This window comes from Ruegeria sp. CDSC079, assembly GCF_059610505.1.
In genome coordinates, this window is sequence record NZ_JBXWNT010000009.1 from 44,347 (window position 1) to 61,286 (window position 16,940).

Here is a 16,940-nt window from a genome sequence, read left to right on the forward strand (position 1 = left end):
CCCGTCGCATGGTCAGGAGGATGCACCATGATCGAGAAACGCAATTTTTACATCAACGGTCAGTGGGTTGCCCCATCGGTTACGCATGATTTTCAGGTCATCAACCCCTCGACCGAAGAACCATGTGCCGTGATTTCGCTGGGCGATCAGGCCGATACAGACGCGGCTGTTGCAGCGGCCAAGGCGGCGTTGCCCGGCTGGATGGAAACCCCGGCGGAAACCCGCATCGCGATGGTCGAAAAGCTGATCGCGCTTTATGCCGAACGGTCCGAGGATCTGGCCCAGGCAATGTCGTTGGAGATGGGCGCCCCGATCGACATGGCGCGTAGCCAGCAAGTCGGAGCAGGAAGTTGGCACCTGGCAAATTTCATCCGCGCTGCCAAAGCGTTTCCTTTTGAGCGGCCGCTGGGCGATCACGCTCCCAACGACCAGATCATCTATGAGGCCGTCGGCGTCGCCGCCCTGATCACACCGTGGAATTGGCCAATGAACCAGGTCACGCTGAAGGTCGGTGCGGCTGCGATAGCGGGCTGCACAATGGTTCTGAAACCCTCGGAGCAAAGCCCGCTGAACGCGATGATCTTTGCTGAGCTGATGGATGAGGCCGGATTCCCGCCCGGTGTCTTCAACCTTGTCAACGGTGACGGGGTTGGCGTCGGGTCTCAGCTGTCCACGCACCCCGATGTGGATATGGTCAGCTTTACGGGATCCACCCGCGCGGGCACGGCGATTTCCAAAGCCGCAGCCGATACACTGAAGAAGGTGCATTTGGAACTGGGCGGCAAGGGTGCAAACGTGGTCTTTGCCGATGCGGATGAAAAGGCCGTCAAACGTGGCGTGCTGCACATGATGAACAACACCGGTCAAAGCTGTAACGCCCCTAGCCGGATGCTGGTTCAGCGTCCCATCTATGACGCGGCGGTGGAAACCGCAGCTGAGGTTGCCAAAGGTGTCACCGTTGGCCCGGCGATGGAAGAAGGCCGCCATATCGGCCCGGTTGTGAACGAGCTGCAATGGGGCAAGATTCAGGACCTGATCCAAAAGGGTATCGACGAAGGCGCGCGCCTTGTCGCTGGTGGCACTGGCAGGCCTGAAGGGCTGAACAAGGGCTATTACGTGCGGCCCACGGTCTTTGCCGACGTCAACAACCAGATGACCGTCGCCCGCGAAGAGATCTTTGGACCGGTTCTGACCATGATCCCCTTCGATACCGAGGAAGAGGCCATCGAAATCGCCAATGACACACCTTATGGGCTGACCAACTATGTCCAGACACAGGATAACGTCCGTGCCAACCGCATGGCCCGCGCTCTGCGGTCGGGTATGGTCGAGATGAATGGCAAATCCCGCAGCGCGGGTTCCCCGTTCGGCGGCATGAAACAATCCGGCAACGGGCGCGAAGGCGGCGTCTGGGGGCTGGAGGATTTCCTTGAGGTCAAGGCCGTCGGCGGCTGGGCTGCCGAGTAACCCACCTGCCGTCTAACCTGCTTTCGGGGCCCGTGCGCTATCTGCGCCGGGCCCTTTAGACTCTGAATCCGGCTCGAGATGAATCACAAAAACCGATCCGGGGAACTGATCGGTCAAAGCGTCTTCGATATCGTCACAGATATCATGGGCCGTCGCCACGCTCATGCCACCGTCAACGACCAGATGGAACTCGACAAAGATCATGCTGGCGGATCGACGGCCCCGCAGGTCGTGATATTCCAGCGCCCGGCCCAGATTTGCATCGATGATGCTCCGCACCTCATCCAGTTCGGGATCAGTAAGGGACACGTCCATCAGACCGTCAATCGACTTGCGAATGACCTTCCATCCCTCCCACAGAATGTTCAGGGCGACCAGAATGGCCAGGATCGGGTCCAGGATCAGCCAGCCGGTGGCAAGGGCCAACACCAATCCGATGACAACGCCCACCGAGGTGAACACATCGGTAAAGATATGCTTTGCGCTGGCCTCAAGCGCCGGAGAGGCGTACTGCCGCCCGACCCGCAGCAACATATAGGCCCAGGCACCGTTCAGAGCGGTTGCCAGCACATTGATTGCCACCCCGGTCAGCGGGGCCTGGTCCAGATGCGACGATGACAGCGCGGCAACGGCCTCTCGCAGGATTAGAAGTGCCGCCAGCACGATCAGCACACCTTCGACAACAGCAGACAGGTATTCGGCTTTCTTGTGCCCAAAGGGGTGATTATCGTCAGGAGGTTTGCCGCCGATCGAAACCGCAAAGAACGCCAGCAAGGCCGCGACCACATTGACCACGGATTCCATCGCATCGGACAACAAGGCGACTGATCCCGTCAACCACCAGGCCAAGAGTTTCAAGGCCAGAACCGCGATGGAAATCGGGATCGACCACAGGGCAAATTTCTGGATCATCGCATTGGTGTCCTGCAACCTTGGGACAGGTCTATCACTTTGTTCGATGATCCCTATGGCTTTTTCTGATCAGAAATCAAGCGTCTGCTTGTGCCGCCTCATAGGCCAGCATGGCGCGTTTCACCGGCAGGCCCCAATGATACCCACCCAGCCCCCCGGATTTTCGCAGCGCGCGGTGGCAAGGGATCAGCCAACTGACCGGGTTTCGACCCACGGCCGTCCCGACGGCGCGCACAGCTTGCGGTGATCCCACCCGTTGCGCGATCTCGGAATAGGTTGTGACCTGGCCCGAAGGGATATGCATCAGCGCTTCCCACACTTTGATCTGCAGGGGCGAGCCTATCAGATACAGAGGCGTTGGTTCCAATCGGTCGCTCACCGCGCCAAATGCACTGAGCGCCCAGGGCCGCAGGCGCATCGGGTCCTCGACGAAATTGGCATTGGGCCAACGCGACAACATATCCGCCATGGCATTTTCTTCGCCGGTTTCGGCCCCAAAGGCCATTCCGCAGATGCCCTTGTCGGTGCCCATCACCAAAGCAGGACCAAAAGGACATTCAAACCATCCCCAATAGATGGTCAAACCGGCACCCCTACGGGCATATTCGCCGGGGCTCATGGATTCCCATTTCAGGAACAGATCATGCAGGCGACCGCTGCCGGACAGGCCAACATTCAGAGCGGTTTCCAGTGTCGTGAACCGCTCGCGCAGCAACGCCTTGGCATGGCCTAGCGTCAGATATTGCTGATACCGCTTGGGCGATACCCCGGTCCAACGTGAGAACAGGCGCTGGAAATGCGCGGGGCTCATATCCATCTGCTGTGCCAGTTCCTCAAGACTCAGGGCCTCTCCACCCTGATCAATCAGGTCAATCGCCCGGCGCATGACATTATAATGATAGCCGCTTTCTGGGGTCTGGACATTCATGGTCGCACTCCTTCGATAGACAGAAGATGGCCTGTTACCGACCAGAGTGCGACCCGATTCTTGCGCTATCTGCCCCTCAGACCTGCGGGATAACGGTATAGGGTGCCGCCTCTTCCGGGGGTGCAACCTTTTCCATGACGTTGATGCTGACATGCGGCCAGCGGATCAGACCGGGCTTCCCGTCAAAGCGTGGGAAGAAATCCAGACCGACATTCTGCAGATACATCATCAGCAGCTTGGGTTCACCGCCAATTCCCGGCTCGTCCAGCTCCATGATCCAAAAGATCGAATCCATAACCGCCGCGTTGGCTTGTTTGACAACAAACGGAATGTTGACGATCCCGGCATCCTCAAGCGCGGTGTTGAACGGCAATATCGTGGTTTTTTTCACATTGTTCGGTATTCCAGCTGCCAGCAACAGATGCGGGTGCACAGGATCGAAGCCTGGGAACCCCGGGGCGGTCACAACGCCGTTGAACGGATTATCGTGATAATGTTTGTAGGGCGAAAGATATCCGCTGTTCAGGTCCTTTGTGGCCCCTTCGGGCAGCCCGTCCACCACCGGAATCGTTGGCGGTCCATCGATCTCGCTCGCTTCTCCAAGACCTAACAGCGAGTCGCCATGTGGCACCGTTCCCAAACGTGCAACGTTCAGATTGTTTGTGGTCAGATTGGTCATATGCAGGAACAGACCGGGCTCGTGATGGATGGCCAGATCGGCAGGTCCTGCCAGTCCGCTGTCGGGGCGATCTTCAGCCGAGAGCTGCGCGATGGACTGCTGATAATCCAGCGTAACCACAAACTGATCGGTGTTAATGGTCGGGTCTCCTGAGGCCGGGTTCGGACGCTCAATCCCGCGGTTTGGAACCGCTTTGTCAACGGTCGTGAATTGAAGCGTTTCCTCGAATTGATTAACCAGCAGACGATAGTTGAGACGGCTGCCAGGCTCGGTCGCAAACGGAAGCGCGATCATGTTCCAGCCACGTCCGCGCGTGCTGTCGCCGTTCTTCCAAACTCCGGGCAATAATTTCAGGGGGCCGAGGTCTTCGTCGCCTTGATGGGCCAGCTCAACAGACCGATAACGGGACTGCATTTTTGCGGCAAGATCTGGGTTCGCCATGGATCAACCTTTCAATAATTAAATAAAATATCCGCCAATGCGGGAAAAATGCGCTGAAATAAGAATTGGCTGCGCATCGCGAGAATAACACGAATCAGGCTTACCCTACGTAATCCAAAACCCACAGCTATCCGCTAAGCAGATTCTTGCTTGTGTGGTTACCCGAGCCATCGGCTTGCCCTGCGCCGCAATACGTGCATACGTCGCCGCATGGCCAAGCAACTTGATTACCACACTATCCGAGAGATTTTTACCCGCTTTCAGCAGGCTGACCCGGAACCTGAGGGTGAGCTAGAGCATGTGAATGTCTATACTCTGGTCGTAGCGGTGGCGCTGTCTGCACAGGCCACCGATGTCGGCGTCAACAAGGCTACGCGCGCCCTTTTCAAAACCGCCGACACCCCGCAAAAGATGCTGGACCTGGGCGAAGATGGCCTGATCGAGCATATCAAAACCATCGGTCTATTCCGCCAAAAGGCAAAGAACGTCATCAAGCTCAGCCGTATTCTGGTCGAAGAGTATGACGGCGAAGTTCCCAATTCCCGCGCCGCGTTGCAATCGCTGCCGGGCGTCGGGCGTAAGACCGCCAATGTGGTGTTGAACATGTGGTGGCGCTATCCGGCGCAGGCCGTGGATACGCATATTTTCCGTGTCGGAAACCGAACAGGCATCTGTCCGGGAAAACATGTGGATGCGGTTGAACGCGCAATCGAAGATAACATCCCGACCGACTTCCAACTGCACGCACATCACTGGCTTATCTTGCATGGCCGGTATCACTGCAAAGCACGCAAACCTATGTGCGGAACCTGTATCATCCGCGATCTCTGCCAATTCGAGGACAAGAACCTATGAAAACCTACCAGCTCACCGGTATTGGAAACGCCGTTGTGGACGTGATCTCTCAGGCCGATGACAGTTTTCTGGAACTGATGGGCATCGAGAAGGGCATCATGCAGCTGATAGAACAGGAGCGGGGTGAACTTCTTTACGCCGCTATGGAAGGCCGCGTGCAAACGCCGGGCGGATCCGTTGCTAACACGATTGCCGGTGCCGGCGCACTGGGACTGAGCGCAGCCTTTATCGGACGCGTACATGATGATGCGTTGGGACGATTCTACGCAGAGGCGATGCACGAGGACGGTGTGGATTTCGTGAATCCGCCCGTACCGGGTGGAGAGCTTCCGACTTCGCGCTCGATGATTTTTGTCTCACCCGACGGTGAACGGTCGATGAACACCTATCTGGGGATTTCCTCGGAGCTTTCCTCGGCGGATGTGTCAGCCGGGGTCGCGGATAACAGCCAGATCATGTTCCTTGAAGGCTATTTGTTCGACAAGGAAAAAGGCAAAGCTGCGTTCCTTCAGGCCGCACGGGATTGCCACAAGGGCGGCGGCAAGGCCGGGATCGCCATTTCTGACCCGTTCTGTGTTGAACGGCACCGGGTCGATTTCCTACTGCTGATCGAAAATGAACTGGATTTTGTGATCGGCAACGAGGCCGAGATCAAATCCCTGTTCGAAACCAACGATCTTGAGGATGCACTGGCGAAAACCGCCGATATCTGCCCTCTGGTGGTCTGCACCCGGTCAGGCGACGGGGTAACTGTGCTGAATGAAGGTCAGCGCTTTGACATTCCGGTGGAAAAAATCGTTCCCGTCGACGCCACCGGCGCAGGCGACCAATTCGCAGCCGGGTTCCTGTTTGGCATGGCCACTGGGCGCGACTATGAGACCTGCGCCAAGATGGGCAATGTCTGCGCCCGTGAGGTGATCAGCCATATCGGCCCGCGCCCCAAGGCGGATATGATCGATTTGCTCAAGCAGGGCGGCTTGCTTTAATCGGATCAGGACTGGCCTATAATATGTGGGAGGGGGCAGAGCCCCTCCCCTCACAGTTATCCCTGCACGAACATGGCGATCCAGATGCCTACGAACATGAATATGCCGCCAAGATTGACCCAAGCGTGCCAAATCGCATAGCGGAAAGGCAGTGTCTTGCGGGCATAAAAGACTGTTCCGATCACATAGCTTGCCGCCCCGGCCAGAATGCACCACAGGACTGAAACGGGGACATCTTTCAGATCGGGTATGGCGCACAGCCCCAGCGCGCCCAAACCCAGATAAGATGCTGTTGACCATCGGGACTTGACCGTCTTGTTGGCGATCTTGTTCCAGATGGCCACCACAGTCAGCCCCCAGCACAACCAGAGCAAAGTCATGGTCCAGCCGGTACCGGCCAGCAGGAAAAAGGGTGTGAAGGTGCCGCAGATACTGGAATAGATTGCGGCATGGTCTATGCGTCGTAGCAGCTGCCGACGCTGGTGCCAGCGGGAAAAGTGATAAAAACACGAGGCCAGATTAGAGCCCAACGCACAGGCTACATAAACCAGAACCGCAAGAATAAGCCCGCTGTCGAGCATCAGGTACGATTTGCGGATCAGCGCTCCGCCAGCGGTCAAAATCAACGCCAGACCGATAAGATGCACGACCAGATCGGCGCGGCGGTGGCATGGGTCCGGACTGGGATAGGTCTGTGGGATCATGTCAGTTCAGGTGATCCGAAAACGCTGCAACCACGTGTTCATACACGTCGCGTTTGAACGGCACGATTTCGGCAACCAGCTGGCCCGGTTCCTGCCATTTCCAGCGGGTGAATTCGGGATGCTCAGTCTGAATGTCGATCTGATCGTCGCGGCCAGAGAACCGCATCAGAAACCATTTCTGCTCTTGCCCCCGATACCGACCTTTCCAGATCTTCGGCACGATGTCATGCGGCAGATCATAGGGCAACCACCCCTCGGTCTCGGCGATGATCTCGACCAGATCTGCCGTGACGCCGGTTTCTTCCCACAGCTCGCGCAGCGCCGCATCGCGCGGGTCTTCACCCTGGTCCACGCCACCCTGAGGCATCTGCCAGGCGTCCTTGTGGCGGTCGTTGCGCTGGCCGACGAATATCTTACCCTCGGCATTCATCAACATCAGCCCGACGCAGGGGCGGTAGGGCAGTTTGGCAATCTCTTCGGGGGTCATACGCGGCCTCGTGAACATGCTTTGGAGCTTCTGTAACAAGCAGCGGGCCCAAGGCAAAGGGTATGACGTTAGGTTTCGCGTGACAAAGATGACGCGAAGGTCAATCTGGCAGCCAAATTCTATAAGGGAGAGTTCTGGATGACTGCATACCCAAACATGCTGGCCCCGCTGGATCTGGGCTTTACCACGCTGAAGAACCGCGTGCTGATGGGCTCGATGCATACCGGGCTTGAGGAGACTGGCGATTGGAATCGGGTGGCCGAGTTCTATGCCGACCGCGCGCGCGGTGGCGTGGCGCTGATGGTGACTGGAGGGATCGGACCAAATCTTGAAGGTTCGGTACTGCCGGGGGCATCAATGATGACCAACGACAAAGAAGTGGCAAACCACTCCATCGTCACCCAACGGGTGCATGAGGCCGGTGGCAAGATCGCGATGCAGATCCTGCATGCGGGGCGCTATGCCTACGGGCCGAAATGTGTCGCACCCAGCCCAGTGAAATCTCCGATCTCTCCTTTCCCGCCGACCGAGCTGGACGAAGAGGGTATCGAGAAACAGATCAGCGATATCGTGAACGCCGCGGTCCTGGCCCAGAAGGCGGGCTATGACGGGGTCGAGATCATGGGGTCCGAAGGGTATTTCCTCAACCAGTTTCTGGTGACTCACACCAACAAGCGCGAGGACCGTTGGGGCGGCTCTTATGAGAACCGGATGCGCCTGCCGATAGATGTCGTGCGCCGCACGCGCGAGGCCGTCGGCACGGAATTCATCATCATCTACCGCTTGTCGATGATTGATCTGGTTCCCAACGGATCCACCCATGACGAGGTTGTCGAACTGGCCAAACGGATCGAAGAGGCTGGCGCCACGATCATCAATACCGGCATTGGCTGGCATGAGGCGCGGATTCCCACCATTGCCACCAGCGTTCCGCGCGCGGCCTTTGCTTGGGTGACCAAAAAGCTGATGGGCAAGGTCTCGATCCCGGTCATCACGTCGAACCGGATTAACACGCCGGAGGTCGCCGAAGAGGTTCTTGCCACGGGGTGCGCCGACATGGTCTCGCTGGCCCGCCCGATGCTGGCAGATGCGGATTTCGTTAACAAAGCCATCGCTGCTGAGGCGGCGACGATTGCACCCTGCATCGCTTGCAACCAGGCCTGTCTGGATCACACATTCCAGGGCAAACTGACCTCGTGCCTGGTAAACCCGCGCGCTTGTCACGAAACTGAACTGGTGATCACACAGGCCGACAGCGTCAAGAAAGTTGCCGTCGTCGGCGCGGGCCCCGCAGGTCTGTCGACCGCAATGACCGCCGCCCAGCGCGGCCATGACGTGACCCTGTTTGACCGCGCCAGTGAGATCGGCGGTCAGTTGAACATGGCCAAGCAGGTTCCGGGCAAAGAGGAATTCTGGGGTCTGGTCGACTGGTACCGCACCATGATTGCCGATTTGGGCATTAAGGTCGAGCTTGAGCGTGAAGTGTGCGCCGATGATCTGGCCGGCTATGACGAGGTGGTGATCGCCACCGGCGTCGTCCCGCGTGATCCGAAAATCCCCGGTCAGGACCGTGACAATGTCGTCGATTATATCGACGTCCTGCGCCACAAGACCCCGGTTGGCAAATCAGTGGCCGTGATCGGAGCAGGTGGGATCGGCTTTGACGTGTCCGAATTCCTGCTGGAAGAAGGCCACAGCATCACCACCGACTTGCCTGCCTGGATGAAGGAATGGGGCGTTACCGACCCGGCCGAGCATCGCTCGGGGCTGGCACCTGAAGGGCCACAACCTGCCGCCCCCGCGCGCCAGGTGACTTTGCTGCAGCGCAAGGCGCAAGCCCATGGCAAAGGGTTGGGCAAGACCACCGGCTGGATTCATCGCGCAACGCTGAAGATGAAAAACGTCAATTTCGTCGGTGGCGTGAATTATGAGCGGATCGACGATGACGGGCTGCATGTGAGTTTCGGCGAAGCACGCGAGAACCCGACAGTAATTGCGGTGGATACGATTGTTCTGTGCTCGGGCCAGATCTCGGACCGCAGCCTGGCCGATACGTTGATCGAACGTGGCATCACCCCACATGTGATCGGCGGCGCGGATGTTGCAGCCGAATTGGACGCCAAACGGGCCATCAATCAGGGCACGCGGCTGGCAACCAGTTTCTGATATGCCTTGGCCCGGTCCAGAACCGGGCCAATCGCTCTGCTGGTATTGGGGTCAGTCGGCCAGCGCCAGCTTTGCACCCAATGCCCCAAAGGCCCCGGCGAAACAGCGCCTGACCCAAGCCATGACAGTGGGCCGCTGGATCACATAGTCGCGTGCCACCGCAGCGAAAGCGCCATAACCAACAAAGACGACAAAGGTCATGGCCATGAAGGACAAGGCCAACTTGATCAGCTCTGCTTCGGCGGCACCTGTACCGGCGGGAATGAATTGCGGCAGAAAGGCCAGAAAGAACAAAGATAGCTTGGGGTTCAACACATTGATCAAGGTGCCCGTGATTGCAATCTTCACATACCCTTTTGCGGGTTTCTGGCTCTGTACATCCAATGCTCCGCCTTGCCGGACGATCCCCCAGGCCATGTAAAACAGATACAGCACCCCAAGGTATTTTAGCACCAGAAAGGCCAGCGCGCTGGTATGCAGCAGGGCCGCAAGACCGACGATACTGGCCAGCGCAGCAGGTACGATCCCTATGGTACAGCCAATCGCCGCCGCAAAACTGGCCCAAAAGCCACGCCCCAACCCAACCGCAAGCGTATAGATCACGCCGGTGCCCGGTAAAAGCACAACGATCAGAGACGTCAGTAGGAACTCTGTCGACATCCCAGCCCTCCCTTTCCTAGCACGCAGAATTTCCGGTTCGAAAGGAAAAGTAAACGCCATACATCACTGTGGCCCGGCGATATTCCTGAAAGCCCGCCGGATACCAACAGCAGAAGTCCCTTATCGCTTATTCAACGGTTATCGTAATCACCTCAGACACGATGGGCGTGGAATGCGGTACATGACCTGCATCGCCCAGCACTAGCTGAAGCGTATGTTCGCCTGCAGCCATTTCCAGCGTCACCTCGGTCTGACCGCCGCCAAAATGGATATGATTGTCATCCGCGGGCAGACCATAAGACAACTCATCCGCACCGTCCTCTCCCTGCCCCAAAGGCGGTCGGTCGATCAGCAGATGATGATGCCCGGTGTTTTCCTTTTCAGTACCCGCCGGCGCGACCCCCATGCCGCTGAGGCCAAAGACCACGGTGACCGGAGATTGGACAACGTCGCCGTCAGACAATTTCACAAAATAGACCTGCGCTTCGGGGTTTGATGGTGTTTCACCCCCGGCCAGTGCAAATGTCGCCGACAGGCAGGTTGCGGCAATAGCTAAAACAGCTTTCATAATCTTCTCCGTTGTCACAAATTTGCCATCCTCATGGTAGCATGTTTCGGCCCGAAATCGAGGATACCCGTTGTCAAAAGGCTTGTGGCCCATATGGAAACCACTGTTTCAGAGTTTCCCAAGCGCAAACGATCCGATTCAAATCCCTGATATTATCCCATGTCCGCCCTGTTTCCGCCCAGATTTGACGTAAAGATCAGCTAAAGAACCTACACCTGGGGAACAAGAATGGACCGACTGACCGAAATGGAAGCCTTCGCCAACGTGGTGGACCAAGGCGGTTTCACCGACGCGGCCAAGAAAATGGGCATCTCAAAATCGGCTGTGTCCAAGCACGTTTCCAGCCTGGAAGCACGCCTGGGCGCAAGACTGCTGAACCGTACGACGCGCCGCGTGTCACCAACCGAGATCGGGCTGGCCTATTATGACCGGGCCCGCCGCGTTCTGAATGACGCGGGCGAGGCTGATGCGCTGGTCACCTCGATGCAATCTGCCCCCTCTGGTCTGCTGCGGATCAGTGTGGCGACAGATTTCGGCGTGAATCACCTTTCTCCGGTTCTGTCAGGATTTCTAGCTGCCTATCCCGACATCACGGTGAATATGGTGCTGAACAATCGCTATGTTGAGCTGATCTCGGAAGGGTTCGACGTTGCTGTGCGGATTGGTGAGCTGGAAGACAGTACATTGCGCGCCCGCAAGCTGACCGAAACCGTCAAGCGGATGGTCGCCGCGCCCACCTATATCGAGAAATTCGGGCGTCCGCAAAAGATCGACGACCTGAACGAACACAAGCTGTTACATTATTCCAGCCAGTCTTCGGGCAATGTGTGGAAACTGACCGCACCTTCGGGTGAAAAACGTCAGGTCCGCACCGCCGGGTGGCTCAGCGTGAATGATGGGCAATCCTTGTTGAACGCTGCGGTCTCGGGGCTTGGGATCGCGCATCTGCCCAGCTATCTCTATGCCGAGGCGCTGAAGTCGGGCGAAGTTGTCGACGCAATGCCGTCGCTGCCCGATGAAGTGCAAGGCGTTTATGCCGTCTACCCGCCCGGCCGCTTTACGCAGCCCAAGGTGCGGGCATTCATTGATTTCCTCGTCGATGCCTTCAACGAAAAAGGCCCGATGGACTGGTAATTCTAATTTCTCCCGGTGGAAACTGAACGGCCCGCACATGTTGTGTGGGCCATTTTTTTAGTCGCTTAACACGGCCAGCCCCATACTCTGCGCGACCGTACGCAAGGATTGGATCAGGATATTCTGTCCGGGCAGATCAGCTTCTTTTCTGCGGGAAAGAAGCGCGATATCGCGGTTGGCATTTGTTATGGTCAACGGGCGCAAATGGACTTCATCGCGGTAAATCCCCTGACGTCTTGCATACAGGTCCGGCAACACCGCAACCCCAACCCCCGAGGCTGCCATCAGCACGATGGAATCAAGCGTGGTGCCCTCGTATTCATCCGACACCACCCCGCCGCATTCCGCCGCAAGCGCATAGACGATCCGGGACAGACGGTGGCTTTGGTCCAGGGTCAGGATCAGCCGGTCGCGCAAATCCTGGGCGGTGACACCCTGGGTATCACCCGCCAGCACATCATCCACAGCGACCCCGATCCACAGGGATTCGTTGAACAGGCGCTGCTGGATTGTGTTCGGATGGTCCTCGGGCGTGGACAGGATCAGATCGAACCGACCGGATTTCAGCCCTTGTTCCAGATCACGCGTGTTTTCCTCGCGCACGACAATGCGCAGACCGGGGCGGTCTTGATGGACCTTTTTGATGACCTGAGGCAGCAGGTAGGGCCCGATTGAGGGCAACACGCCCAGCCTTAGCCGTCCTGAGACCGGTGTCTCGCTGCTCATCGCGTGGCGCAGATCCCGGACATCGGCAAGGATCTTCTGGGCGCGCTCGATGAACTCTTGGCCTTTGGCAGTCACCTGAACACCACCCCGGTTACGATCAAAGATGCGCAGGCCAAGTTCTTGTTCTACAGAGGCAATTTGCGCCGAGAGGCTGGGCTGGCTGACATTCAGAACCTCAGCTGCCAATCCAAATCGACCCAGTCGGCTGACCGTAACGATATATTCCAGTTGCCTTAGTGTTGGGCGCATTTCATAGCTTTAAACTATCCAAAATTTAGAAAGATAATATTTGGATAACAAATATAGGCAAGGCACTTAGCCCGTGAAATCGGGACAGGAGCCAAAATGCCCAGCGTAATCGAAACCCTTTCCAGCAACTTGCTGGTCCCAACCATCCTTTTCTTCGTCCTCGGGCTGCTAGCGGCTTTTGCCCGCAGCGATCTGTCGATCCCCGGTGGGGCAGCCAAGTTCATGTCGCTGTATCTGCTGCTGGCCATCGGCTTCAAAGGCGGCAGCAGCCTGGCCGAGCATGGCATCCACATGGATCTGTTCCTGACTTTGCTAGGCGGTGTGGGGTTGTCTTTTGTCATCCCCTTTGTGGCATTCGGCCTGCTCCGGGTCATGACACGGTTGGACGCGTTGAATGCGGCGGCTGTTGCCGGGCATTATGGGTCAATCTCAATCGTGACTTTCGTCACTGCCATCAGCCTGCTGGATCTGGTAGGGCTCAGCCATGATGGGTTCATGGTCGCTGTTGCCGCCGCAATGGAGGTTCCGGCCATCCTGTCGGCCCTGTGGTTGGCGCATAAAACCAGCAGTAATGGCGTCAAGGACAAGGGGCTGTGGCGTGATCTTTTGGCAAACGGGTCGATTGTCCTGCTGACCGGGGCTTTCCTGATCGGCGCGGTCACGGGTGGCGAAGGGATGCAGATGATTGCGCCCTTCATCGTCACACCCTTCACCGGCATCCTGTGCCTTTTCCTGCTGGATATGGGCATTTCCGCGGGGCGCAGCCTGATCAAGAACCGCGACAAGCTCTCGCTGGGTCTGTTTGCCTTTGGAATGCTGATGCCCCTGATCGGCGCTGCGATGGCCTGGGTGGTCGGGGCGGTGATCGGCCTGCCCGAAGGCAGCCTGTTCCTGTTCATGGTCCTGTCTGCATCCGCCTCGTATATCGCTGTGCCCGCGGCGATGAAGATCGCGCTGCCAAAGGCCGAGGCCGGGATCTATCTGACCCTGTCGCTGGGTGTGTCCTTCCCGTTCAACATCACGATCGGGCTGCCGCTGTACCTGTGGTGGGTGATGTAGGGATCAGTTGATCAGCAGAACCGCCTCGACCCGGCGGTTCAAATCGCGACCTTCGGCCGTTGCATTCGAGGTGATCGGAGCCAGATAGCCGATCCCCCGCGCCTCGACCCGGTCGGAGGCCACGCCGTATTTCTCGATCAACCGGGCGCGCACGGTCTGCGCCCGGCCGGTGCTGACCGATATGTTGGCCTCGAGTGCGCCAGTATCATCCGTGTGCCCGACCAGAGCCAGCCGCGTTCCGGGATTGTCCGACAGATACTGCGCAATCTCATTCAGAGAGCCGAAAGGCCCGTCACCCAGGGTTATCTCGCCCGTGCGAAAATGCAGATCACCCAGAATCACATGGCCCTCCTGTGCAAGCTCTGCCAACAGCCCCTGTGCCTGATCGACCTCTTCTTCGATCACCAACGGAGGCGCGGCTTCGGCCCCTTCAGGTGACACGCGGATCATCTGCACATAGCCATCGGGCGGGTTTCGGCTGACCAACAGGCTCAGAACTTCGTCGCCCTTGGCAGCGGACAAAAAGCGATAGTCCTGGATGGCCACATACATGTCAGGCGTGGGGACAACTTCGGTTCCAAAGCGAAAATCGAAGCCGCCGCAACTGCGGGCGTCGCAGTCAAAGAGAACCTCATACCCCTGGGCTTTGATCTGTTCCCGCAACGGGGCTAGCAGCTGCAAAGTGGTGCTGGACCCGGCCTGCAGCCGCCAGGTATAGCGCTCGACCCGCCCTTCGACCCGGCGCGCCGGGACTGCTCCGTCGGTATAGGGGCCAGTGGGCAGGTCATAGCTGTCCAACGGGCTCGTGCGGTCGCTGACCAATCGCGTACCCGAAGGAAGCGTCAGCTCCTGCCCGACAACAGGCGATGCCATGAGCAACAGGAATATAACGAGACGGCGGATCATCTTGATTGGGCGTGATACTCGGGGTTGGGGGACATCGCGGTCGCGCTTGCAACACGGTTCGACATGTTGAAAAAGCCGGTCACGTTGGCAATGTCCCAGATATCGCGGTCGCTAAACCCGGCATCCCGCAGGACCTGTCGGTCGGGCTCTTCGATCTTGGTGCTTTCGGTGGTCATTTTGGCCGCGAAATCCAGCATGGCACGCTGCCGCTGATCCAAAGGCGCAACCCGGTAGTTCATGACCAGCATTTCGCCCAGTTGCGGATCACCCGACAACTGCCTGACAGCCGCCCCATGTGCGACAAGGCAATAGAAACACTTGTTTATTGCCGACACGACCACCGCGATCATCTCGCGTTCAAGCTTGGACAACCCACTATCCGCTAGCATCAGATCATTATACATCGCGGTGAACGCGTTCAGCTTGTCGATGTCAAAGGCATAGGCCCGCAGAACGTTGGGCACAAAACCCAGCTTTTCGACGCAAATGTCGAAATATTTCTGCGTCTCCGGCGGCAGCGGATCCACCATCGGAAGGTTCAGCGCGGTGGGTAGGGTAAGATCGGTCACTTTGGGTTCTCTCCTTCAGCCAGCTGACGGTAATGGTATTCTCCGGCAAGCTCCATCCCAAGCGCGCGATAAAGGCCATTGGCACCCGCATTCGCCTTGGTGCAAATCACGCTGAGCGTCACGGCGCCCTGATCCTGTGCCCAGAGCGCAGCCGCGCGCATCGCCCATTGGCCCAGGCCCTGACGGCGATGAGCGGGCAAAATCTCAAGTGCGTGGACCATGGCCACGTCCCCGTGCATCGCAACAAACCCGGTACCAGCAGGTTGGTCACTATGGCGAAGCAGCAGGCCGGTCTTTGGACCCGGGGCTCGCTCCATCACGGCCAGCCGCTCTGGTCCAATCCCGCCTTCGGCCCAGATCTCACGCATGATTGCCAGCGGCTCCCATATCGAGAACACCGTTACGCGGGGGAGCGGAAGATCAGTCAGATGCTCAACCGGGCAGGTGTAAATATTGACCGGATCCAACACGGAATAGCCTCGGCCTTCAAGCTGCGCATCCAGCGCCTCGTCCCCTGGCCACAGGCAAAAGATGCGCTTTTGCCCCAGTGCCTGCATCGCGACCTCGGCCGCCGCAATATCCTCATCCGAGGCAGGCCCCAGCGCATTGGCCGCACTTACCCGCGATCCGCCGCCCAGACCCTGACGCACCAGAAACGGCCCCAGCTTTTGGCGCTGCGCAGATGGCCATGTACCCTCGACGACGTCAGGCCAGGTAACGCTCACAGACCAAGCTCTTTCGCCAACCGGGTTGAGGCCGCGTCGATCCGGGCACCTTCGGTTCCGCGAATGACCACATTGGCGCCAAACACACCGTTGATCTGAAACGGATAACACCCGATGGACAGATCCTGAAAATCCGCTGCTAGTGCCGCAAGGGGGGCGGCGATATCGCCTTCGCCGCGATCCACCCGCAAGGTCTGGGACAGCAGAGGAACACCGCCGGTCAGACCCGGCAATACACTCGCCACCATCGCCTGAAAGACCGAGGGCACCCCAGCCATCACATGAACATTGCCGATGGTAAAGCCTGGCGCGGTCGACACCGGATTGTCGATCAGCGCGGCACCATCAGGGATGCGCGCCATGCGCAAACGGGCAGTGTTCAGTTCCAGCCCGGATTTCTCGTAATGCGCTTCAAGCAAAGCGCGGGCATCGTCGCGGATGTCGATATGTGCGCCAAAGGCACGGGCGATGCAATCGGCGGTGATATCATCATGGGTCGGTCCAATCCCGCCGCTGGTGAAGACATGATCAAAATTTTCCGACAACGCCTGAACGGCGGCTTCGATTGCAGCGGCGTCATCGCTGACCACACGGACCTCTTTCAGGTCGATCCCTTGCTTGGTCAGCTCCTGCGCGAGATAATGCATGTTTGCGTCGCGGGTGCGACCCGACAGGATTTCATCCCCGATCACCAGCATGGCTGCGGTTGGATTTTGCAT

Annotated in this window: 18 protein-coding genes; 6 read left to right on the forward strand and 12 right to left on the reverse strand. The window is 58.2% G+C overall.

Going from position 1 to position 16,940, the window contains the following annotated elements; translation table 11 throughout:
- Positions 1 to 27: 27 nt before the first annotated feature.
- Positions 28 to 1,467 (forward strand): aldehyde dehydrogenase family protein, encoded by a 1,440-nt coding sequence (locus AC2FIC_RS16430; RefSeq protein ID WP_142639996.1) that lies wholly within the window; start codon positions 28 to 30, stop codon positions 1,465 to 1,467.
- Between the two features lie 12 nt (positions 1,468 to 1,479).
- Here the strand turns inward: AC2FIC_RS16430 and AC2FIC_RS16435 are convergent, their stop codons facing one another.
- The 3 genes from AC2FIC_RS16435 to AC2FIC_RS16445 all read right to left on the reverse strand — a co-directional run bounded on the left by AC2FIC_RS16435 (position 1,480) and on the right by AC2FIC_RS16445 (position 4,427).
- Positions 1,480 to 2,379 carry a cation diffusion facilitator family transporter gene (locus AC2FIC_RS16435; RefSeq protein WP_496693053.1) on the reverse strand — a complete coding sequence of 300 codons (900 nt, stop codon included), beginning with the start codon at positions 2,377 to 2,379 and terminating at the stop codon, positions 1,480 to 1,482.
- A gap of 76 nt (positions 2,380 to 2,455) precedes the next feature.
- A complete protein-coding gene (locus AC2FIC_RS16440; protein WP_281973788.1) occupies positions 2,456 to 3,307 on the reverse strand; it encodes a bifunctional helix-turn-helix domain-containing protein/methylated-DNA--[protein]-cysteine S-methyltransferase in 852 nt (283 codons plus the stop codon).
- Positions 3,308 to 3,383: 76 nt separating this feature from the next.
- Positions 3,384 to 4,427, reverse strand: a complete 1,044-nt coding sequence (locus tag AC2FIC_RS16445) for a heme-binding protein (protein ID WP_496693054.1) — start codon at positions 4,425 to 4,427, stop codon at positions 3,384 to 3,386.
- A gap of 210 nt (positions 4,428 to 4,637) precedes the next feature.
- Here AC2FIC_RS16445 and nth point away from each other — a divergent pair, with 210 nt between their 5' ends.
- Together nth and AC2FIC_RS16455 are read left to right on the forward strand one after the other, a co-directional pair.
- Positions 4,638 to 5,282, forward strand: coding sequence for an endonuclease III (nth, locus tag AC2FIC_RS16450; RefSeq protein WP_271952085.1), 645 nt, complete (start codon positions 4,638 to 4,640; stop codon positions 5,280 to 5,282).
- Positions 5,279 to 6,268: an adenosine kinase gene (locus AC2FIC_RS16455; protein ID WP_496693055.1), complete on the forward strand. Its 990-nt coding sequence runs from the start codon at positions 5,279 to 5,281 to the stop codon at positions 6,266 to 6,268. The genes nth and AC2FIC_RS16455 overlap by 4 nt, the downstream gene beginning before the upstream one ends.
- Before the next feature lie 56 nt (positions 6,269 to 6,324).
- On the opposite strand, the gene trhA is transcribed toward AC2FIC_RS16455, so the two are convergent.
- Both trhA and AC2FIC_RS16465 read right to left on the reverse strand, forming a co-directional pair.
- Entirely contained in the window at positions 6,325 to 6,972 is a 648-nt protein-coding gene (gene trhA / locus AC2FIC_RS16460) for a PAQR family membrane homeostasis protein TrhA (RefSeq protein ID WP_496693056.1), read from the reverse strand.
- 1 nt (position 6,973) lies between these two features.
- Positions 6,974 to 7,459 carry an RNA pyrophosphohydrolase gene (locus AC2FIC_RS16465; RefSeq protein WP_496693057.1) on the reverse strand — a complete coding sequence of 162 codons (486 nt, stop codon included), beginning with the start codon at positions 7,457 to 7,459 and terminating at the stop codon, positions 6,974 to 6,976.
- A 138-nt stretch (positions 7,460 to 7,597) separates the two neighbouring features.
- Here AC2FIC_RS16465 and AC2FIC_RS16470 point away from each other — a divergent pair, with 138 nt between their 5' ends.
- Positions 7,598 to 9,625, forward strand: coding sequence for an FAD-dependent oxidoreductase (locus AC2FIC_RS16470; protein WP_496693058.1), 2,028 nt, complete (start codon positions 7,598 to 7,600; stop codon positions 9,623 to 9,625).
- Between the two features lie 51 nt (positions 9,626 to 9,676).
- Here AC2FIC_RS16470 and AC2FIC_RS16475 read toward each other — a convergent pair whose 3' ends face one another.
- Positions 9,677 to 10,285: a LysE family translocator gene (locus AC2FIC_RS16475; RefSeq protein ID WP_142639979.1), complete on the reverse strand. Its 609-nt coding sequence runs from the start codon at positions 10,283 to 10,285 to the stop codon at positions 9,677 to 9,679.
- A gap of 127 nt (positions 10,286 to 10,412) precedes the next feature.
- On the reverse strand, positions 10,413 to 10,853 hold the full coding sequence (locus AC2FIC_RS16480; protein WP_281973795.1) for a DUF4399 domain-containing protein: 441 nt from the start codon (positions 10,851 to 10,853) through the stop codon (positions 10,413 to 10,415).
- Positions 10,854 to 11,081: 228 nt separating this feature from the next.
- Between AC2FIC_RS16480 and AC2FIC_RS16485 the strand changes: the two genes are divergently transcribed.
- On the forward strand, positions 11,082 to 11,987 hold the full coding sequence (locus tag AC2FIC_RS16485) for a LysR family transcriptional regulator (RefSeq protein WP_271952071.1): 906 nt from the start codon (positions 11,082 to 11,084) through the stop codon (positions 11,985 to 11,987).
- Positions 11,988 to 12,044: 57 nt separating this feature from the next.
- Here AC2FIC_RS16485 and AC2FIC_RS16490 read toward each other — a convergent pair whose 3' ends face one another.
- Positions 12,045 to 12,962, reverse strand: coding sequence for a hydrogen peroxide-inducible genes activator (locus AC2FIC_RS16490; protein WP_496679081.1), 918 nt, complete (start codon positions 12,960 to 12,962; stop codon positions 12,045 to 12,047).
- Positions 12,963 to 13,058: 96 nt separating this feature from the next.
- On the opposite strand from AC2FIC_RS16490, the gene AC2FIC_RS16495 reads away from it, so the two are divergent.
- Positions 13,059 to 14,021, forward strand: a complete 963-nt coding sequence (locus tag AC2FIC_RS16495) for a sodium-dependent bicarbonate transport family permease (protein ID WP_271952066.1) — start codon at positions 13,059 to 13,061, stop codon at positions 14,019 to 14,021.
- Between the two features lie 3 nt (positions 14,022 to 14,024).
- Here the strand turns inward: AC2FIC_RS16495 and AC2FIC_RS16500 are convergent, their stop codons facing one another.
- Genes AC2FIC_RS16500 through AC2FIC_RS16515 form a run of 4 tightly spaced genes read right to left on the reverse strand, consistent with a single transcriptional unit; the run spans position 14,025 to position 16,940 of the window.
- Positions 14,025 to 14,927 (reverse strand): OmpA family protein, encoded by a 903-nt coding sequence (locus tag AC2FIC_RS16500; RefSeq protein ID WP_496692745.1) that lies wholly within the window; start codon positions 14,925 to 14,927, stop codon positions 14,025 to 14,027.
- Entirely contained in the window at positions 14,924 to 15,496 is a 573-nt protein-coding gene (locus AC2FIC_RS16505; protein WP_496692746.1) for a peroxidase-related enzyme, read from the reverse strand. The genes AC2FIC_RS16500 and AC2FIC_RS16505 overlap by 4 nt, the downstream gene beginning before the upstream one ends.
- A complete protein-coding gene (locus AC2FIC_RS16510; RefSeq protein WP_496692747.1) occupies positions 15,493 to 16,221 on the reverse strand; it encodes a GNAT family N-acetyltransferase in 729 nt (242 codons plus the stop codon). Before AC2FIC_RS16510 ends, AC2FIC_RS16505 begins: the two co-directional genes overlap by 4 nt.
- Positions 16,218 to 16,940, reverse strand: a complete 723-nt coding sequence (locus AC2FIC_RS16515; RefSeq protein WP_496692748.1) for a competence/damage-inducible protein A — start codon at positions 16,938 to 16,940, stop codon at positions 16,218 to 16,220. The genes AC2FIC_RS16510 and AC2FIC_RS16515 overlap by 4 nt, the downstream gene beginning before the upstream one ends.